Below are 19290 nucleotides of genomic sequence, written 5' to 3'. Positions count from 1 at the left end.
ATCGAAATCGATTTTCGGAAGCCTGATGCGTAGATTTAAAGAGTTAGAGTGTCCTTTGTGCGTCCAAATGGACGCACGGCGCTCTAATGGAACCCGATTGGGGGATTGGCAGAGCCTGTAACTGGGACTACACAGCACGGGCTTCCCAAGCCCCATCCGCATCCATCAAGGCATTCGCCTATGAATCGCATTGTCCCGCTGATCCTTGCCGTCGCCCTCTTCATGGAACAGATGGACTCGACCGTGATCGCGACGGCCCTGCCGGCGATTGCGGCCGATCTGCATGTCGGGCCGATCACTCTGAAACTGGCGCTCACGTCCTACATGGTGGCGCTCGCAGTGTTCATTCCGATCAGTGGCTGGATGGCGGACCGCTTCGGCGCCAAGAATATCTTCCGGCTTGCAATCTGCGTCTTCGTCGTCGGCTCTATCTTCTGCGCCTTCTCATCCAATCTCATCGAATTCGTCTTCGCACGTTTCCTGCAGGGCATGGGCGGCGCGATGATGACGCCCGTCGGACGTCTCGTGCTGGTGCGAACGACGCAGAAGAGCGAACTCGTCTCGGCCATGGCGCTCTTGACGATCCCGGCCCTTGTCGGCCCGCTTGCCGGCCCACCGCTTGGCGGCTTCATCACCACCTATTTCAGCTGGCACTGGATCTTCCTGATCAACGTGCCGGTCGGCGTCGCCGGCGTATGGCTCGCGACGATCTATCTGCCGGAAATAGAGGCGACAGCCCCGCCGAAACTCGATTTCAACGGCTTTATCCTGACGAGCCTGGCGGCGGCCGGCGTCGTCTTCGGCCTCTCGGTCGTCAGCCTTCCGGCCCTGCCGCCGATCATCGGCATTGCGGCCACCGCCATCGGCATCCTCTGCGGCGTGCTCTATGTGCGCCACGCCAGGCGCTACCCGACGCCGATCCTCGATCTCAACCTGTTCAAGAATTCGACCTTCCGGGCCTCGACGAGCGGCGGCACGCTGTTTCGCATCTGTGTCGGAGCCATGCCGTTTCTGACGCCGCTGATGCTGCAACTCGGATTTGGCCTTACGCCTTTTCAGTCAGGCCTCATTACGTTTGCCGGCGCGATCGGCGCGATCACAACGAAGTTCATCGCGCGGCGCGTCTATAAGGCGATAGGCTTCCGCACCACGCTTCTCTGCGCCGGTGCGGTGACGACGGTCGTCACCGCCGTGACCGGCCTCTTCACGCCGGAGACGCCACATCTTGTCATCATCGGCGTGCTGCTGCTTGGCGGCTTTTCCCGCTCCTTCATGTTCACCGGCGTCAATGCGCTGGCCTTTGCGGATATCGACGATGCGCAGGCAAGCCAGGCGACCTCCATGGCCTCGGTGATGCAGCAGATCAGCCTGGCGCTCGGTGTTGCGCTTGCCGCCTCGATCCTGGAAACCTCGATCTATTTCCGCGGAGCCGAGCTGCAGGTCATCGACTTCCACATCGCTTTCTTCGTCATCGCTGGGCTGACTGTCATCGCCACCATTCCCTTTGTCCGCATGGCCAAGGACGCGGGGGCTTCCGTGTCCGGCCACCGCGTCAAGCGCGTGCCGCCGACGATCAACGCCGAGCAGCAGCCGGTCAAGTAAAGGGCGGCTCTTCGGCCTTCTCGCAGACGGCGCATAGCTTGTTGCCGTCGAGATCTCTGACATAGGCTGCGTAGAAATGCGCGTGATAGGAGCGCAGCCCCGGCTTGCCTTCATCGACAGCGCCGGCCGCAATCGCCGCTGCATGGAAGGCATCGACCGCCGCTCGCGTTTCCGCCTCAAAGGCGACCATGGAGCCGTTGCCATTCATCGCCCGGCGCCTGTTGAACGGGGTTACGACCCAGAAGCGGCAGCGCGTATCGCCATCGGCGGCATAGCCGATCTCCTCCTCCGAATAGCGCTGGCGCCGATAGCCGAGCACCGGCAGAACAGCATCATAGAAATGCCGGGCGCGATAGAGATCGTTGGTTCCGAGTGTAACGTAAAGAAGCATGGGATCGATGGTATCCAGTCCTGGGAAATCATCATCCGCAGGACCGACCCAAAGATCAAGCGTCCTCGGGCTCCGCCTCGGCCTTGCGGCCTTTGAAACCCTTCGCGAGCAGAAACATCTCCACCGATTCGGCGCGCGAGGAAGCCGGCTTGACGTGGACGACCTGACGGAAGTGCTGCTTGAGCATGGCGAGCAGATCCCGCTCGGTGCCGCCCTGGAAGGTCTTGGCCAGGAAATGCCCGCCCTCGCCCAGCACTTCGACGGCGAAATGGGCGGCCACCTCGCAGAGATGCATGGTGCGCAGATGGTCGGTGCGATGATGACCGGTCGTGGGGGCGGCCATATCGGAAATCACCAGATCCGGCGTGCCGCCGACGGCCTCCATCAGCTTTTCCGGGGCCTCGGGATCGAGGAAGTCGAGCTGCAGCACCTTGACGCCGGGCAGCGGCGCCATCTCCAGAAAGTCGATCGCGGCGACGCGGATATCCTCGTCCGTCGACCCCGTTACCTTCGCGGCGATCTGCGACCAGCTGCCGGGTGCGGCACCCAGGTCGATGATGCGCCTTGCACCCTTGAGGATATGGTACTTCTCATCGATCTCCAGCAGCTTGAAGGCCGCGCGGGCGCGATAACCTTCGAGTTGGGCGCGCTGCACATAGGGATCGTTGATATGGCGCTCCAGCCACTGGCGCGAGGAGGCCTTCAGTTTCTTTTTCTTGACGCGCTGGCCGAGCTTACGGCCGGTGCGGTTTCCCGCAATCGTTGGCTTGGTCATGCCTACCCCTTGTTTCCCCGCTGGCCGCGGCGATTGCGATGCCGCCGCCAGACGCCGTCATCGGCCATCATGTCGGTGAGCAGGCCTTCCCTCAAGCCGCGATCGGCGACGCGCATGCGCGGGCTTGGCCAGCGGCGGCGGATTGCCTCCAGAATGGCGCAGCCCGCCAGCACCAGGTCGGCGCGATCCGGTCCGATGCAGGGATTGGCGGCGCGGCTTTCGAAATTCCAGGAGAGAAGCTTCGCCTGCATGGCGGAGACTTCATCATCCGACAGCCATATGCCATCGACCTTGCGGCGGTCGTAACGCGGCAGATCGAGATGCACGCCGGCAAGCGTCGTTACCGTGCCTGACGTGCCGATCAGATGAAAATCGCCATCCTCGGCAATCTCGATTTCAGGGCAATCGAAACTAGACAACATGCCCGCGACTTCGCTCACCATGCCCTCAAAAACCTCCGGGGTCACATCGCGGCCGCCGTGGCGCTCCGACAAGGTGACCACACCGACGGGCAATGAGGTCCAGTGCGTGATGTGATTGGCAAGACGGGCGAAACGGCTATCGCCGATGCGGATGACGGCAATTTCCGAGGAACCGCCGCCGATATCGAAGAGGACGACGGAGCGCGTCTCGCGGCCGACCAGCGAAGAGCAGCCGGAAACGGCAAGTCGCGCCTCGGTTTCGCGATCGATGATTTCGAGCTCCAGCCCGGTCTCGGCCACGACTCGCTTCAGGAATTCCTCGCCATTGGCCGCCTGACGGCAGGCCTCGGTCGCAATCAGCCGCATGCGGCGGATATCACGGTTCCGGAGCTTGGAGGCACAGATTCTGAGCGCATCGACCGCCCTTTCCATCGCCTCGTCCGACAGCCTGCCGCTGGCGGCAAGCCCTTCGCCAAGACGCACGATACGGGAAAAGGCATCGACGACACGAAACTGGCCGGGGCGCGTCGGTTGGGCGATCAGCAGGCGGCAATTGTTGGTGCCGAGATCGAGCGCGGCATAGAACTCATCCGACCAAGGGTGTTCACTCCCTGCCCGCTCCTCCTCATGCCCGGCCTGGCGGTTCCTGCGATTTGCCGCTTCGGCGTCTTGCGCTTGCTGCGGGACAGAACGCGGAGCCGTATCGGCACGATGTTCGGGCCTGGCGGATGGTGGCGACTGGACGGGGGCAAGCGGCCTGCCCTGCAGACCTCGCTTGTTGCGATGCTTGCGCCGGTTGCGGCGGCTGGAGGGCGAATCGCCGTCCGGACGCGACGCTTGAACATGATTGCCGATCTGAACAGCAACCTCAGATTGCACAGAAATATCCGTCTGTGATGAACCATGTCCCCCACGCCGGCGGCGTTTCCGCTTGCGGGCCGGGCTTTCCGTGTCTTCCTTCGGGCGCGCTGCCTCGCCGGCATGGCCGGAGAGATCATGCGAAGCGGGATGGGCGGCGCTGCGGGATTGCCCGCCTCGCTTGCCCTTGCGGCGCCTGGACTTCTTGCCGTCCTTGCGCCCTGCCGCCGACGCCCCGTCAAATTGCGGCCTTGCGCCGCCTTCGGGGTCTTCCACGTTCTTTTTCCATCGCGCCGCGCAAGTCCAGAAAGGTATGCAGCAGGCGCTCATTTGATTTTTGCGTTGCGGCGAGAATATCAGCGACCGGCGAAATCACCAAATTCTTTTTGATTCCACATTGTAAGTCTGAAATTTTCGTCCGGATCGGAAGGGTCGAATTTTTTCAAAACGGGTATTTGCAATCCGCCAGCTTTTGTTTATAAGCGCCGCACACCAGCCGAGCCAAGTTGGGTTCGCAGCTGCTGGGGAATAGTTCAATGGTAGAACAGCGGACTCTGACTCCGTCGATCTTGGTTCGAATCCAGGTTCCCCAGCCAAAAACATTGTTTTAATTCAATAATTTGCGCTGATCTCGTCGATGGCGGGAATAACCCCACATTGCACCCCCACATGGACGATTTTTGCGATGTCGAAATACCTGCGGCGAGAAGCCGATTCCTTCTTCTTTCGAAGGCGCGTTCCTCCTCATCTCCAAAGCCGTTTCGGAATTAAGGAAATATACCGGTCATTAAGAACGACCGTGCGAAAAACAGCCAAGGTCCGTGCGGCGCAACTGTACGTTTCAAGTGAAAGGCTGTTTGACTTGGCCGCAGATGACACTCTAGCTGACGAAGATTTCCGCGCCGCCGCACGCTATTGGATGAGCCAACCGCGCATTAAACAGTGGTTGAAGAAGTACGTTGATGACTTACCGCCGGGCACGCTGAAAGCACATTCGAAATTCTTCCCCGATACTCTGCTTGTCACGGTCTCTCCGGATGGCGACTACGACGAACGCACGATAATGCTTGAAGAGGCGGGCGACGCGTTGGAAGACGCTGGTTATCGCGAAACGCCAGAGTCGCTAGACCTGATGCTTGACGCGATGCGCCAGGTTCTTGACGAGTATGTCGGAAAACGGATGAGGACTGTATTCCAACCGGAGCTTGATCAAGTTCCGACCGCAATAGCGGTACCGGCTACGTCGCAGGCGACCTCTGCGGCTTCTGCAAGTTTCAGCAAAATTTCAAGCTTCATCAAACCGTGGCAGAAGGACATCATCGCAGGATACAACCACGGTAAACCCGTTAAGGACGCCGATCAGTACCTAAAGACCGTCGAAATGTTCATCGGGCTCATGGGCGACTTGCCTTTGGGGAGCATCACTTTTGAAAAAGCGGCCGAGTTTCGGGAGCTTGTTCTCCAAATGCCCAATACGCATGGAAAGGGTGCAACTGGTTCGCCGAAGCAAGAACTCGCCCGTGCCCGCGCAGACAGCACTTTGCCGCGCGTGTCGATGAAGACCACAAAACGCCACTTCTCCGGGATGAATTCTATCTGGAAATGGCTGATCTTCAAGAAGCATGTTCCGGCCAATCTACTTCCTTTTTCGGGACATTCATTTCCAGGAACCAAATCTAAGAAATCGGCTAGGGACGATTGGTCCAGGGAAGACCTTCAACGCTTCTTCACGTCGCGCATTTATCGTGATGCGCCGGGCGGAAGCGCACTCCGCTGGCTGCCGCTCGTATCTCTTCATTCCGGCATGCGACTGGAAGAGATATGTCGGCTGCGTCCCGCCATCGACATCACCGTGAAGGATGGCATGCCGTGCTTCGACATCGCACCTCGTGATGGCTGGGACCCGAAATCCGAGGCTGGAACACGCATCATCCCCGTTCATTCATGGCTGATCCGGCACGGGTTCATGGACTTCGTGAAGCAGCAACGCGCCAGACATGCAGAGCACTTATTTTCTCCTGAACTAGCGTTGCATAAGGACAGCCTCAGCTCGGCATTCAGCCGCGAATTCTCAAAGATCAAGATCGATCTAGGCGTCGGCTCGAAGACAACATTCCATTCATTCCGCCATACTTTCCGAACTGTCTTGGAATCCACTGACCTGAAAGACTCACACATTGATGCCGTCATGGGGCATGAGGGCGGAGGCAGTGAAGGGCGTACTTACACCAAGCGTGTCAGCACGGCAAAACTCAAAGAAGTGGTAGAAGCTTTCGAGCCGCCGCTTGATCTCTCTTTCCTCGATAAGGGGAACTCCGACAATTCACTTCCCCCGCTTAGGACGCAGATCAAGAAGCGAAAGTTAACGCCGCCTGTTTTCGATATAGACGGCAAGTTGGTACGGACGCCTGCTAAGCGGCGGTAGTGCACTCAGCAGGCCGTCATGCCTTGATCCGGTCGAAGGCTCGCAATCCGTCGCGTTGGATTTCCTTGCGCAATTCCGCCGCCGCTCCAGGCAGTCGGGATTTGCGTATCAGCGTCTTTTCCGCGCTTCCGTGCGTCTGAATCCAGATAGCAGCATGATACCAAAGAACACCGCCGTTCGCATCTGTCTGGCAGACCTCTACGACCTCGATATTAACCGTCAAACCCTTAATTCTGGTGATCGTCTGCTTCATTGAAAATCCTCATTTCTCTTTGATTTCATTGAGGATTTTATAACATAAATGGGGATTCTTGAGAATCCGGCGCGGGGAAATGATGTCGCGTATGGGATTCTAGCCGTAAACGGAATTGGTTGGATTTTAATGGTTTTATAGAGTGATCGTTTGCCGTGATGCTGGTGCTGAGCGGGAGAGCAGTCAGGCAGAATCTGACGGGTGGTGCGGGCGCAGCGCAGCGAGCCACGGCCCGGCTGATTGTGCTTGACGGATCGGAGCGACCCAATCCTGCCGCAACCGGGGGCAGACAGAAGGGAGAAAAGGCCAAAGGCCGTACCCTTGTGCCTGCCCCCGGACTAGATGTGTCGATCATGCGACCGGGGCGGCCAAGCCGAAGGCGCGGCAGGGGCTGGCCCCGCGAGGCTATTTGAGCCTTTACGCTAGCTTTGCTGACTGGGAAAATCGAAATCCCGAGACATTCGATTTCGCCCAAGAAGACGTTTGGACATTCTGATCTGGCCCGTGCTTGAAAAGGGGCCGGTCGTGACTTTTATCTGTGAAATAGTCAACGCGTTTTGTAAGGAGTAGCGCAAAGATGGCAAATGTAATTGACTTAGATGAATACAAAGAACGCCGGATACACAAGTCTTTGATGGAAGAACTCGGGGTGGACTACGGCCACATGATTTCTTTGTGTGCTCCGCTTCTGGCCTACATCAACGATGTAATCTGCGGTGGTGACGAGCGAGTCAGCAGATGGTTTCTGGCCTACCTTGCACGCTCGGTTCAGCACGGTGAATTTCCTTTTCAGGAATTTCGGGCTGCACCGGCAGGCTTCGCGATCATTGGTGGTGATGATGGTAATGTCCGGGATTTCATCGAGCTTGTTGCTGAAAAGCTCTACATGCCGGGGCAGTCCGTCACGGTAGACAGTCAGAGTGGTCTCTTGAAGCAAGCGGCCAGCACAAAATCCCTACTGATCTATAACGCTGTAACTAGCGGTTCACCTGAGCTTGAACAACTGACGCAGGCTCTTCATAGCAGCCGTTTGGTCCCGAACCTGATCGTGCTTCTACCAGTTTCCAGGGCTCCGCCCCAATATCCCGACCGCCGTTTCACTATTGCCACGGCCATCGCGTCCCCTCCTGCTTTTGAAATTGATTTGGAGCAGGTCGATGCCTTTTGTGTCCTGATGACAAATCCCGCGCTGGTGAGTGCGGTCGATTTGCGCGAGGTCATTTGACATGGCCTTGTCTCAAGAACAGCACGCCCCCTCATTCGACAAGCATTTTATGATCGGCGACCAAGGCGCGATCTGGCAGCTCAAAGGGAATTCACCAGTCGAGCTTGTTGAAGAGGCTACACCGTCGGAAATTCAAGAGTTTCGAATGGTCTGGGAAACCTATTACGACCATGATGACACTGAGTTTTCAACCCGATTGGCGGTGCGAAGCGTTTATGTCGGTCGCCTTCGCCACATTGAATCTCTGACGGAAAAGCTTGGCGAGTACCGCAAGGAGCTTGATGAATCTATTGATGAAATTAAGGCTCTGGAAGAACAGAACCGCATTCTCCTGCGCGGCATCTCGGAAGCGGTCAAAATTCTTGTTCCTGAAGGAGCCGCACATGTCTGATGTGAAAGGAGTCACGTCAATGAGTGACATGATGCGTATTGTCCGCGAAAAGATCGATGGGATCGATAGCGGCAAATATCAGATAACCAGCTTCCCCGGCTCAACGACTGTGACGTACACTGTGGGCTTTGCGCTCGACCGCTTCGCCGAAATTGGCAGCGAGCGTTCAGCACAAGACGCTTTCGATTGGTTAGACCGGGAGCAGATTGAGATCGTGCAAACGATCCGCGCTGAACGTGGTTTGCGTTCGCTCCAGTATCGGCAGCAGCACCATCGCAACGGCTTTGGTTATTAGGAAGCACGGCGATTGACGCCGACAGTTTTTCCCCTGACCATGAAAAAACCGCCATCAACGGGTTGGCCCCCTCCGGCGGTTTTTTGTAGGAATGTTTGGTAATGATGAACAATCTTTATGACATTGTAAAGCAGCCGTTGACCGTTGATTGAGCGGCGGGCTGGGACATAGCCCAGCCGACAACCAGCGCCCCACTACAACAAAAAAATGTCAACATATCTCGCCTTCAGGTAGCACCAAGGCGAAGAACAAAACTTCCTTCAAACTCCTTTTTGACGGTCCTGCAAACACGCCCGTTATCGATCCTCGTTCGGAACGTGAGCGGCGCGTTCGTGCTGCCGTCACCGTGCAACCGGATGCTAGGACCGCAAGGCCGCAGGCCGCGCAGCAGCCGCCCGGAATGGGTGGCCTTGGGAGTGGAGGAACTACGGTTCCACGCAGTGGGAACGGAGGTCATACGCTCCTTCTTTCTTCTTCTCCTTCTGAAATCAATCAATTCAAAGGGTCGTCCACGGTCTCAAGATGGGCGTTGCTGGCTAAAGTCCAGAAGCTTTGCAAGCCTAAAAATGAAGGTGAGAGAGGACCTGCCGTCTGCGGTTGTGGACACCCAGGAGACGGCGCTTCGCACGTAAATATCCACCTGAGGTACGGCGAACACACTGGCGAACTGCGGGCTGGCGTGAGCGGCATTTACCGATGTGGCTCGCCGTGGCTTTGCCCGACTTGCGCTCCGGCCAAGGCTCTGAAACGTGCTGAGCGCGTGCAGGCAGTTGCTGAGGCGACGTTCAAACGCGGCGGAATGTCTGCACTTGTCGTCCTGACTGCTCATCACTCGAAAGACATGCCGCTCGCCTTCGTCAAAGACCTCATCCAGACCGCTTCGAGCAAAGCTCGGAAAGGTCGGAAGTGGGTCGATGCGCAAGAAGGATTTGGAATCCTGGGCGTGATTTGCGGGCCGGAGGTTACATACAGTCAGGATAACGGATGGCATTTTCATCAGCATCTTTCCGTTCTCGTCGACGGCCCTACGGTGTTCGAGATCATTGCCGCGAACGGCGATGCTGAGAAGCTTCGAGAGATGGTCGCCAAGCGCACAAAAGCGGCTGGCGACTGGCTGGCAGAGGCTTACAAGGATAAAATCCGCTGCGCTGGCGGCAAGGTATCAGACAAGCACGGCTGCAAGGTCCGCATTGCGCATGATGCCGAAGACGCCAGCGATTACACGGCCAAGGGTAGCATGGCATGGGAAATCAGTGGCGGGTACAAGGATGAAACCAAGTCCGACGCGTCGCTGACGCCTTGGGATATCGCCAATCGAGCAGCAGAAGGCGATAAGTTTTTGTACGCTCGATGGAAGGAGTACGAAGCGACCATGCCCGGTACACGATCATGCGTCGTGTCCGCTGCGCTTGCGAAAAAGCTCGGGATCACTGTCGAACGCGACGATGAGGGCGACGAACCGGTGCTGCACGAAAACGACGATGTCGTCGGTCGCGTCGTCTCGCCGCTCTGGAAGCGTTGGATGCGGCACGGCCTTGCCTCCACGTTCCTGTTGCGTGTCGAGGCAGGCGGCGAAGCAGGTTTTGCGGATGCGGTCGAAAAGACAAATGCCGACTCGGATGTGATCGGCAAGGAAAAAGACGAAGAGACCGTGGCGACGCTGCTCGCCCGGCTCGACGTCCGGCGCGAGGAAGAGACCGCCGCCCACCTTCTGCGCCTCGAACGGGAGACCGTCGAATGGCGAGAAGCGCCGAAGCGCGAACGCGCTGCAGCGGAAGCTTACCAGCATCGCTTTGATATGACGGCGACCCCAGCGAGCATCGCGCTCATCGCGGGCGAACGCATCCGGCAACGCGCCGATGCGATGGGGCAGCGAGCTGTCGTGGCGGGCATCGTGGGCGAGCTGGCGGAGAGCTATGGCGTGCAAATCGCCGAGAGCGACGCCCTGCGGGCCGCAAATGCGGTGCCGGATTGGCTGCGCGAGATTGAGGCGATCATGCCGGGACGCTGGCTGTCGGACAACGAGAGCGCCGCGCTACTTCGGATGGCGGCATAGCTCATCCGCATGTTGACCTCCCCGGTCATGGAGGGGGCACCTGGCAAGGTCTCGATGAAATCGTCCCTCGGAAGGAGCCGACGATTGCTTGCAATCAGTAGTCGGTCACTACCAATATCGGTTCCTTTCATTCTGCACTTCCGCCAATGGCTCTTGCCGCTGCCAATCAGGTACGGTCGCCCATCACTTATATGGCTGAGTTCGGCCCTAAGCCGACCCGCTGGAAAAGGCAAAATCGACTCCAGCATCCTCAAGGGCGATTATGGCCTACCCGCATCAATCCAGGACCGAAGCTCCGCCAAGCTATACGGCCTCAATTTGTCTGGCGATCTGTGCGCTCGTCGATGGCAAGTGGGGCAAAGGATGAGGAGATGCTCCACCCGAGTGATCCTCTTCCCCACAAATAAAGGAGTGATGTGATGAGCATCGAACATGGCACCATCGGAGCTAGTTAGATTGCATGCCTCACATGCGTACGTGCCATGGCGATGGAAGTTATGCCGTTTGGCCGCAGCGCGTAGCCCAGCGTCTCTCTCGGCCTCAAGCTGATATCTCCAAACCCGGTCGCCTTCCTCCTTTTGCTTTGCTGAAATGAACGGAAGTTTCGTCCCCGCCCGTCGCGGCTTGCCGCTGTCGTAGAAGTTTGCAGGCGGTGGCAGGTTGGCAAGGGTGACCGGCCAATTTCGTAAGGTCTCCCATAACAGCGACATCTTCTCCGATGGGCGGATGATACCGTCCTGAGAACCGCCTAAAATCGTCTTATCGGGCATCCGGAGATCACGTACCAGATGGGGCTTCCCATTGAAGTGCCAAACCTCCAAGAGATTTACCGATACCGGCCAGCGAGCGAGCCGTTTAATTTCGTCCTCATCTTGTAGAAGTAGGCTTGTAGGCCCGAAAACTGTGCCAGCTCGCGCGATGCTGACAACGCATCCATCGGCATCGGGCCGAACTTCCTCGCCTCCGCCAATGGTGATAATGAACGGTCGCTCGACAGCGGATCGCGCAGCATTTGCTGCCTGATAATAGAAACTCGTTGAATTTGCATCGCCTCGACCAGCAAAGCAAAGTACATATGAGGATATTGGGCCGAATACAGCCTTGACCCCTTGGACCATGTCCAAGCTTGGGCAGACGTCTTGTAGCAGTAGTTGCTGCGGCTGTTTCCGGGATCGCTCGTCCTGAATGATTTTCCGGATGCGCTCTTCCACTACAGGACCTACATGTTCCGCCGGATTGTACCCCTTGATCCAGGGTTCCTTCAGCTTCTTCAGCACCTCCGAAATGTTTTCCATTCTGAACTCTACCGCACCCTCCGTTCTCGTCGGGAGCTGCTGTTCGATCAACCGACGTCGGAATTCCGCCTTTACATATGGCTCTTCTCGCAACTCCAGTTCCAGCATTTGGAAATATGTTCGAACGGCTGAACGAAGTTCATCGTCCGTCCAGTCAGCTTCCTTATCCGCAGGCACAGTTAGATTCCCTCAGGTTCGCTTTCTGCTCCGAACGTCTTATGGTGACACCGTTACATGTCCCTTAAGTTTTGGCGGCAAACGGGCTGACGCGGCATACTCGACTGCAATGAGGGAGCCCCAAGGAGGGCGGCTAATCCGCTATCCTCATCATTAGCCGCCAAGGCGCGTATCGAGCGGTTGCAGACTTCAGGTCTGCCGCAATCCCTCAAAGTGAAACAAGGGTGTACGCGCGAGATTCCGTGAGTTCAGGCTCTGGGAAACTCGTTCCTGTTGGCAAGGCATTGATGTTATTCACGACTCGCGCAATTGGGCCTTGATCCTCGTTTGGGTCGGTGTTGATGCTAATGGATGCAGCCAACCCAAACGGAGCCGAAGCGCCGCCGGGCAGCTTCAACTACTCTTGGATCGCAGCCGTCAGAAAATACTAGGCCGAACGGCTTAAACAGCGGTTCGTGAAAACCGTCATCATCCGGGTCGCCTATCGGCTCATTGCCCGCGAGAGCGTAGCGTATTGACGCCCATAGTTCCCACGCAAGTTCGAGGTCACCGTCATTTCCGGGATACACGCGGCGTGCTGGTACCATTTTTCTTGCGACCCCCAGCTCATCCAAAAGGATTGTTGCGATGAAATGGGCGCAACAATCGGCAAGCTGAATTCCGATAACGGTTTTGGAGTCGCAATCTGCTCTGAGTAGGAAGCCAGTCGGCAGCCTGATTGACTGCGGCTTAATGCCTTGATCGAGATGGATGATGCCGTTTTCGGCCCGATTCTGAGAAGCTATGGCTTTGCCGATGCTTGCGGCCAGAGACATCAGTTGGTGCCGTTCGTTCACGGCGCAAATTCCTATTGCGATTTTGCAGCGACCAATGATTGCCCGAAAGTGCTCTCGCAAATCTTGAGCATGGCTGTTCCCGTTCATTTTCATGCTGCTCTTGAACTCGTCGCGACCCGGAACAAAACCACATTTGGATAGAGCTTCCGTCGCCATGCGAATTTCATCGGGCTGGGCCCAGACAGCCGCAAGCACGATAAAATTCCCCCGATCATGGATGCTTTCGTCAATGTAAATGTCCATCCGACAAATGCGCCGATGTTGGATAGCCTTGTCAATGCTGCCCCAACCACTTACGGGATGTTGTGTAATGACAGCTGCTGGTTGGGGACTTCTTTGCTTTAAGGGCGGTCGAGTTCGATTCCCACTGATCGCAACCGTGCCGCAGCCGCCTCCGCTTAGAGGCTCGCAAGCTCAATCATCGGATTATGCCTCTATTCGCGCCCCCACCGCGTATAGCGTCGGACCAAAAGCCGAGGGTCAGGCATTTCCTGAGGGCGTGGACGAACGACCTGTTGCGGCGAAAGGCTATATTCGCGAGCATCCTGTCCTTTGGTAATCCGCAGGAGATTGTTCAGGAACAGGCTGACATCACCGAAATAGTTCGGATAAGTGCGGACTAGATTTTCGACCTTATCGACCTCTACTACGACCGCTTTCGAGGCACTGACACCATCCTCGATCTGGCGTTCGTACATTGCCAATCGCGATGTCACTTGGATTGAATCGTCAAAATTCTCGACCTCGACCGTATGGTCCGGCTTATAAACGATCAGGAAAAACTTCCCGCGTTCGTAGACGAAGGTTTCAGCGTAATGGGTTGCCGACCGGATATTTTGCAACACGTTCGCTGCGCCGAGCCGGTCGTTCAGGCCTTTGATTTCCTCGATGCGCTCGCGACGGCTCGGGACACCGGGTCCGACAGGGCAGCCTTCGACATGCGAGAATTCCGCTGACATCAGTTGAAAAAGCCGCAGCCAATCCTCGCTTCCTTTGTGGTGCTTGAGGTCCACGCCGTTGAAAAGGCCAACAGCCTCGACTGCTGTTGCCCAGCTATGTTGGAGTCTGGTCCTGATCTGGAGTTCGATGCGGCGACCTGTGAAAGGTTCCTGGTCTTTTTTTCCGGGGCAGAAGTGAAAAACCAGATGATGGCTACGATATCCATCTTCCTTCGGCGCGTCGATATAGGCCCATTCCTGTCGGAGGGTGTGCGGAAACTTTTGCTGAATGCTGGCGGTCAGAGCGCGAACCCCTGCAATATCATCCATGATCGCTCGAACGCCTGCTATGTCCTGCATCTGGTCAAGCTTGGTCGAACTTTCACGAAGCTTCCGCCGTATGGACGACATTCGCTTGGGCCGCGCGGCGACATCGCCCGCAAGACCATTTCGAAGCATCTTAAAACGCAGCGATAGATACGCGCTTCGCATTGGCAAAAAGTGACTGTCGCGCCAGGAGTTCGCGATGCGAAAAACGTCGTTTGCTTCTGTATAGTCACCGTTGTCATGCAGATACAGTTTGCCAGCCAGTTTCTGCCCTGCTTTGCGGACAGTTTGCATGGGATACTTGAGATGTGGGTATTGTGCCATCGCGAATCACATCCGACAAAATGTTGTGCCGGATGATAGATATTCGTGTTTCATTCTTAAATACTGGTCGTATGCGATATTCACATCCAATACGGCAATTTAGGCAAAGTCTTTCAAATTCTTTTCTTCGCGTCATTCCACCGGTTTATCTGCCATAAGGTCTCAGATTGGGAGAAATCTTCATCGGACCTAGCTGGTGACTTGCACGGCCTACAACGATCTTCTTGAAATTCATGGAGATCACTGCATGGGCTATCAATTCATCCATCTGGAATCCTATGCCCGTAAAGCTGATGCGAAAGGCCGGTCCACGGATTTCATCTTTTCGGAGGCTTCCCGCAAGCCTGAAGCGTCCGTCCATGTTGCGAATCCCTTACCGCCTGTCGTCGTCTACGGCCTCGGCGTCCAGGAAGTGCAAGAAATGCACGATGCCGCTGCCTCCGCCGCGACGATCACGGTGAAGGGTGGCCACGTCCGAAAGGTCGCAAAAGATAAGAAGACGTTGCATACGGTCGTCGCGTCGTATCCGGCGACAATGGCCGAAATCCATGCCGATCCGGCTAAACGGGCGGAAGCGGAAGAGTGGGAAAAGCGAACAATCGCATGGCTTCGTTCGCAGTATGGCGACGATCTGAAGTCCGCAATTCGTCACGAAGATGAATCGCACTATCATCTTCATGCGTATATCGTGCCGGTTGATGAACCTGGAATGTCGGCACTCAAATATCACCCAGGCGTGTCGGCAAAGCGCAAAATCATGTCTGTCGGTCCAGCCGAAGGCGAGGACGCCAAGGCGCTTGGAAAACGTGCGGACGCTGCATACAAGGCCGCAATGAGGGAATGGCAGGACTCCTATCACGAGGCCGTCGCTGTTCCATGCGGCTTGACGCGCCTTGGCCCACAGCGCCGCCGCTTGACAAGAGAAGAATGGCAGCGCGAGCAAGTGCAAGCCGAAGCTCTTCAAAAAACAGTCCAGCAGGCAAAAAGGGTAAAAGCCTCCGGCGACCAGTTCATAGCCCGCGTCAAAAATGAGGCCGATGCAATCCGTACCGCCGCAGCACGGGACAAGGAAGCTGCCGAAGAAGCCAACGCTGCTGCAATGGCTGCACGGGAACAGGCGGAGAAGGCGCAGGAAAAGGCCGAGGAGGCGGTTTCTCGTGCGGAAAGATATTCCGGCATCTCGGGCAGGTTGCGAGCGATGTGGGACGCCCTCGGCGAATCGAAGCTGGCAACCAAAATCAGAGAGGAATTTGCTGCCGAGATCGCCCGTGTCCAGGCCTTTGCTCGATCTTTGCAAACACGGCTGAAGGACGAAGAAAAGCGCCGTCATGAAGCCGAACGGAAAGCCCATGAGGCCGCGCAGGACGCCGAGCGAGCGCGTGACGCCGCTTTAAGAATGCAGATCGAAAGGGATCGAGCATGGTCGCTTCTGCCGCCTGAAAGACAACAGGAACTGGCGATGTCGGGACCTGCCATGAAGATGACGCTGCAGCCTTCGCAGACAAAAGAAAAGAGATAGGTCGGCTACTACCGGGGGGCCGGGTTCGCCGTATTTATTGAAACCCGGCTTTCTCATCGGCGCAAATCCAAAATGGGTTTGTCGCTTGCGTGAAATCCTGTCGCAATCTCAGTGTGTCCATTGAGATATCACCATGCGTCTACTTCCCACGGTCCTCGCCGCTGCCATGCTCACGTCGCCAGCATTTGCCGGACAGATCGTTTTTCGGCCTGTCACCACCGGCACCTTGCAATTTGTCGCGCCGCCACCGGAACTGGAAACTCCCGATCCGGTGGAACCGCAAGAGCCCGATTTTGGTGTATCTTACGGAGTGACAAACCTTCGGGCGGGTACCACGTTGTCAATCTCGCCGGTCTGGTCGTCCGGTCATCCGCAATCTGAAGTCACCTTTGCCAGCCTTTCCGCCCTGCCTACCGGGATTGTTCTGGATATGCTTTCAGGCGTGATTAGGGGCAAAATCTACGTCCCAGGGACATATGATTTCTCAGTCCGCGTTACGGACGGCACGGGCGCGGCGCAAATGGTCCTGGTTGCAATCATCGTGGAATAGTTTGGCGGCTTGGCTACCCACCAAGATGAGAGCGGCGACGTTCACGCCGCTCCTCTTATTTTCATGGAGCATTCCCTATGCCCGCTTTCGCCGTCGCCGCTCCGGCTTAGCTTCCAGCAAAATAAAGATCGCGCTCGCATCCCAGTCAAATGTTGTTCCCATACATTGTGACAGGCATTTCCCGCAGACCTTTTCTGCAAGCTCTTCCATCTGCTCGGTCGTCTTACATTTGCCCTCGGCAAAAAGCTCGGCGATCCTGGCTTCCAAACGGCGCGGCGTGATGCAGCTCTCGCATCGACCTTCGCCCAAGGCTCGAACTCTCTCGAAATTCTCGATGTGATCAATCAAATCGTAGTCTCCTGCTTCGTCTGCGGCGGACAAAGCAAGATCATGAAAATAAAAACAAAGCAATTCAATATAGTTGAAGCAACTATCAGAATTATTAAGTTGACAAGGAAATATCATAAAAAGATTTACTTTCTTATCAAGGTACATATTTGGCTATTTCCTTGGTGTCAACGGATAATATTTCGCCATTTCCTTAGTCGAGGCCGGGCGACTTCGGGCCATTTTCAGTGTTTCCTTGGCCTCTTTTTTTCGTTCCTCGGCTTCACGGCGCAATTCCTCTCGCCACCGCGCCGCCGCTCGTGGAAACTCGCGGATCGTCATTTCTGGTGTCCGGCGACGACATTGCCGCCGCAGGTCTTTCCAGGTTAGCCCGTTCGTTTCGGCTGCACAGGCATCCACCCAGTCGTGAGATTCCGTGTCGACAACGAGCTTCAGAGCCTCGATTGCCGCTGGTCGGTGATAATCAGAGGCAAGATGGTCAAACAGCGTCCAAATGTGAACTGGCTCGTCCTTGTATTGATCCGGCATGCCGGGGATAGGCGTGAATGCCGGGAAAAGCCACGGTCGATGCTCGCGGTTGTATTTGATGATGTCGCCCCAAGTCAGGCCGTCGTAAACTTCGAGATGCTCTTCGCCATACCGGGTCGAACAGTCGGACAGGTAGAGGCGGTCATATTCAGTTCGCTGATCCTGACGCTGATCAAAGCCGTCTTTTTTCGGCGATTTCCTTGGCGGCTGCGGCTGTCGTTTTTGCTGTGGCGGGTCCGGTTCCGCGAGAACGAGAGGGAAAAATGCCTGCACCGGCTTGGATTCGAGCAGCGCGAGAAGGAGAGCAAGCAGCCATCTGCGGCGACGGTCGCGCTCCTGTTGCTGTATCTGACGGCGGCGTAGGTCTTTGATCCATTTGCGCCAGCGCTCGGCGGCGTGACGAGACTTGCGGTATTCTTCCTTTTGGATTTGTCCGACGGTTTTCATGTAAATCTCCTTGAGATTGATCGTCTCAAGGAGATTTGTGGGCGGCAAGAAAATTAGAATCCTAAACCACCCATACCGCCAGAACCGCCCGGCTTGGGATCGGGTTCAGGCTCCTGTGAGGGTGGCGGTTCATTACTCCCACGAGGATACCGCTTTTCATTCTTTTCCTTGGCTAAAGCCTTGGCCATGAATTCTGGAAGAGGACCAGCTACTGGCTGTGGATCGTCTCCGTCATATACGTACCAGCCGTCCGCGCCTTCTTCAGCATAAAACTCCATCCACTATCTCCTTGCTTCACAACGACAGCAAAGTCGCCTGCAAAAGTTGAGATAGCTTGAACGCGCCCGCTCTATCGGTATCGGTGGCGATATCGGTGGCGACAAATTTACCCTTTATTTCAGGCGGGGAGATTTTGCTTCGGGAAAACAATAGCTTACGACTGGTCGGAGTGGAGTGATTCGAACACTCGACCCCCACGTCCCGAACCACGTGGACGTTTTCATTCAGGTGCCTCGGCGAACCAGACATTCGCCCGCCCGGCATTGCTGGTATCCGCAAGTACCGCAATCAAATGTTGACTGTTCTGAGACGAGGATATGCGATGCGACTGTAGCAAACCGATAATCTTCTGTGCGGTGTCGAGAGTTTTCTGGAAATCGCCGCCGGACTGACGTCCGTGATTTTTGCGGATTTTTAAAGCGGACCCCTTATGAACCTTTGCCCCACACTGGTTCCAGACTTGGACGAGTTCCGACTGGGTAATGCTCGGACCATCGTATTCGTCCAGGTGCAACCGCCCCGGTGAAAAGATGAGCTTAACAGGCTTGGGAAAAAAGTTAGGATTGAGTTCTTCCATAGCGGCCATGATCTTCGACGGCTCATAGCTCTTCATGATTTTCCTGGTTGGCACATCTCCATGCGCGATTAAGCAACCAATCGCGACCTGCTCGCAGAGCAACCGAACCTGAAGGTACAGAACCTCTTCGACGAATTGATTGGCCCAAGCCATTTTGTTTTCGGTGATCGAGTTTATGACAGCTACACGCTCTCGAACTTCGTCCATCAGGTCGGCGTATATCCGCAGCGTCGTTTCGTCGCCCGCTAACCGGGTCTCGACCATCTCTTCATTCTGCACGTCCATTTTTACCTTGCCTTGTATGTCACAATTTTTAGGCGGGGTTATATGCAACACAATAGAAGCGGAGTGTGTCCGCCTGATAGCCATCTGGACTCGCGACGCGGATAAGGATTGACAGCACCGAATCTCGCCCCCAATATGTTGACATGAGATTGCGTAACTAACTGACA

The 19290-nt window shown here is 56.3% G+C and carries 19 protein-coding genes and 1 tRNA gene; 9 read left to right on the top strand and 11 right to left on the bottom strand.

Annotated features, from left to right (window positions below):
• The first annotated feature begins 180 nt into the window (after positions 1-180).
• Complete coding sequence (locus FHT87_RS12015) at positions 181-1602, top strand: DHA2 family efflux MFS transporter permease subunit (RefSeq protein ID WP_183728844.1); 1422 nt, start codon at positions 181-183, stop codon at positions 1600-1602.
• Here the strand turns inward: FHT87_RS12015 and FHT87_RS12010 are convergent.
• The 3 genes from FHT87_RS12010 to FHT87_RS12000 are packed head-to-tail and all read right to left on the bottom strand — an operon-like array spanning position 1595 to position 4324.
• Positions 1595-1993, bottom strand: a complete 399-nt coding sequence (locus FHT87_RS12010; RefSeq protein ID WP_183728841.1) for a VOC family protein — start codon at positions 1991-1993, stop codon at positions 1595-1597. The two genes, FHT87_RS12015 and FHT87_RS12010, sit on opposite strands and share 8 nt — an antisense overlap.
• A gap of 55 nt (positions 1994-2048) precedes the next feature.
• Positions 2049-2768 (bottom strand): RlmE family RNA methyltransferase, encoded by a 720-nt coding sequence (locus FHT87_RS12005; RefSeq protein ID WP_183728838.1) that lies wholly within the window; start codon positions 2766-2768, stop codon positions 2049-2051.
• A gap of 2 nt (positions 2769-2770) precedes the next feature.
• Positions 2771-4324 (bottom strand): Ppx/GppA phosphatase family protein, encoded by a 1554-nt coding sequence (locus FHT87_RS12000; RefSeq protein WP_183802032.1) that lies wholly within the window; start codon positions 4322-4324, stop codon positions 2771-2773.
• 246 nt (positions 4325-4570) lie between these two features.
• Here FHT87_RS12000 and FHT87_RS11995 point away from each other — a divergent pair.
• Both FHT87_RS11995 and FHT87_RS11990 read left to right on the top strand, forming a co-directional pair.
• Positions 4571-4644: transfer RNA gene (locus FHT87_RS11995), tRNA-Gln, on the top strand.
• A gap of 89 nt (positions 4645-4733) precedes the next feature.
• Entirely contained in the window at positions 4734-6473 is a 1740-nt protein-coding gene (locus FHT87_RS11990) for a site-specific integrase (protein ID WP_183802029.1), read from the top strand.
• 16 nt (positions 6474-6489) lie between these two features.
• On the opposite strand, the gene FHT87_RS11985 is transcribed toward FHT87_RS11990, so the two are convergent.
• Positions 6490-6726: a hypothetical protein gene (locus tag FHT87_RS11985; RefSeq protein WP_183802026.1), complete on the bottom strand. Its 237-nt coding sequence runs from the start codon at positions 6724-6726 to the stop codon at positions 6490-6492.
• Positions 6727-7303: 577 nt separating this feature from the next.
• On the opposite strand from FHT87_RS11985, the gene FHT87_RS11980 reads away from it, so the two are divergent.
• From FHT87_RS11980 to FHT87_RS11965, 4 genes are all read left to right on the top strand, one after another.
• Complete coding sequence (locus FHT87_RS11980) at positions 7304-7951, top strand: hypothetical protein (protein WP_183802024.1); 648 nt, start codon at positions 7304-7306, stop codon at positions 7949-7951.
• 1 nt (position 7952) lies between these two features.
• Entirely contained in the window at positions 7953-8342 is a 390-nt protein-coding gene (locus tag FHT87_RS11975; protein ID WP_183802021.1) for a hypothetical protein, read from the top strand.
• Positions 8335-8637: a hypothetical protein gene (locus tag FHT87_RS11970; protein ID WP_183802018.1), complete on the top strand. Its 303-nt coding sequence runs from the start codon at positions 8335-8337 to the stop codon at positions 8635-8637. Before FHT87_RS11975 ends, FHT87_RS11970 begins: the two co-directional genes overlap by 8 nt.
• Before the next feature lie 799 nt (positions 8638-9436).
• Complete coding sequence (locus FHT87_RS11965) at positions 9437-10693, top strand: hypothetical protein (RefSeq protein WP_183802015.1); 1257 nt, start codon at positions 9437-9439, stop codon at positions 10691-10693.
• 260 nt (positions 10694-10953) lie between these two features.
• On the opposite strand, the gene FHT87_RS11960 is transcribed toward FHT87_RS11965, so the two are convergent.
• The 3 genes from FHT87_RS11960 to FHT87_RS11950 form a co-directional block, all read right to left on the bottom strand.
• Entirely contained in the window at positions 10954-11988 is a 1035-nt protein-coding gene (locus FHT87_RS11960) for an HNH endonuclease (protein WP_183802012.1), read from the bottom strand.
• Positions 11989-12509: 521 nt separating this feature from the next.
• A complete protein-coding gene (locus FHT87_RS11955; RefSeq protein ID WP_183802009.1) occupies positions 12510-13244 on the bottom strand; it encodes a DUF3800 domain-containing protein in 735 nt (244 codons plus the stop codon).
• 191 nt (positions 13245-13435) lie between these two features.
• Positions 13436-14590 carry a RelA/SpoT domain-containing protein gene (locus FHT87_RS11950; RefSeq protein WP_183802006.1) on the bottom strand — a complete coding sequence of 385 codons (1155 nt, stop codon included), beginning with the start codon at positions 14588-14590 and terminating at the stop codon, positions 13436-13438.
• Positions 14591-14837: 247 nt separating this feature from the next.
• Between FHT87_RS11950 and FHT87_RS11945 the strand changes: the two genes are divergently transcribed.
• A complete protein-coding gene (locus tag FHT87_RS11945; RefSeq protein ID WP_183802003.1) occupies positions 14838-16109 on the top strand; it encodes a plasmid recombination protein in 1272 nt (423 codons plus the stop codon).
• Positions 16110-16242: 133 nt separating this feature from the next.
• A complete protein-coding gene (locus FHT87_RS11940; protein ID WP_183802000.1) occupies positions 16243-16659 on the top strand; it encodes a putative Ig domain-containing protein in 417 nt (138 codons plus the stop codon).
• A 75-nt stretch (positions 16660-16734) separates the two neighbouring features.
• Here the strand turns inward: FHT87_RS11940 and FHT87_RS11935 are convergent, their stop codons facing one another.
• The 4 genes from FHT87_RS11935 to FHT87_RS11920 all read right to left on the bottom strand — a co-directional run bounded on the left by FHT87_RS11935 (position 16735) and on the right by FHT87_RS11920 (position 19123).
• On the bottom strand, positions 16735-17154 hold the full coding sequence (locus FHT87_RS11935) for a hypothetical protein (RefSeq protein ID WP_183801998.1): 420 nt from the start codon (positions 17152-17154) through the stop codon (positions 16735-16737).
• Positions 17155-17160: 6 nt separating this feature from the next.
• Positions 17161-17982, bottom strand: coding sequence for a hypothetical protein (locus FHT87_RS11930; protein ID WP_183801995.1), 822 nt, complete (start codon positions 17980-17982; stop codon positions 17161-17163).
• Between the two features lie 53 nt (positions 17983-18035).
• On the bottom strand, positions 18036-18260 hold the full coding sequence (locus FHT87_RS11925) for a hypothetical protein (RefSeq protein WP_183801992.1): 225 nt from the start codon (positions 18258-18260) through the stop codon (positions 18036-18038).
• Between the two features lie 221 nt (positions 18261-18481).
• Positions 18482-19123, bottom strand: a complete 642-nt coding sequence (locus tag FHT87_RS11920) for a hypothetical protein (protein WP_183801989.1) — start codon at positions 19121-19123, stop codon at positions 18482-18484.
• Between the last annotated feature and the right edge of the window lie 167 nt (positions 19124-19290).

The organism is Rhizobium sp. BK316 (assembly GCF_014193695.1).
In the GTDB taxonomy this organism is placed as follows: domain Bacteria; phylum Pseudomonadota; class Alphaproteobacteria; order Rhizobiales; family Rhizobiaceae; genus Rhizobium.
The sequence above is the reverse complement of the archived record's forward strand: the minus strand, read 5'-3'. Positions and strand labels throughout refer to the sequence as shown.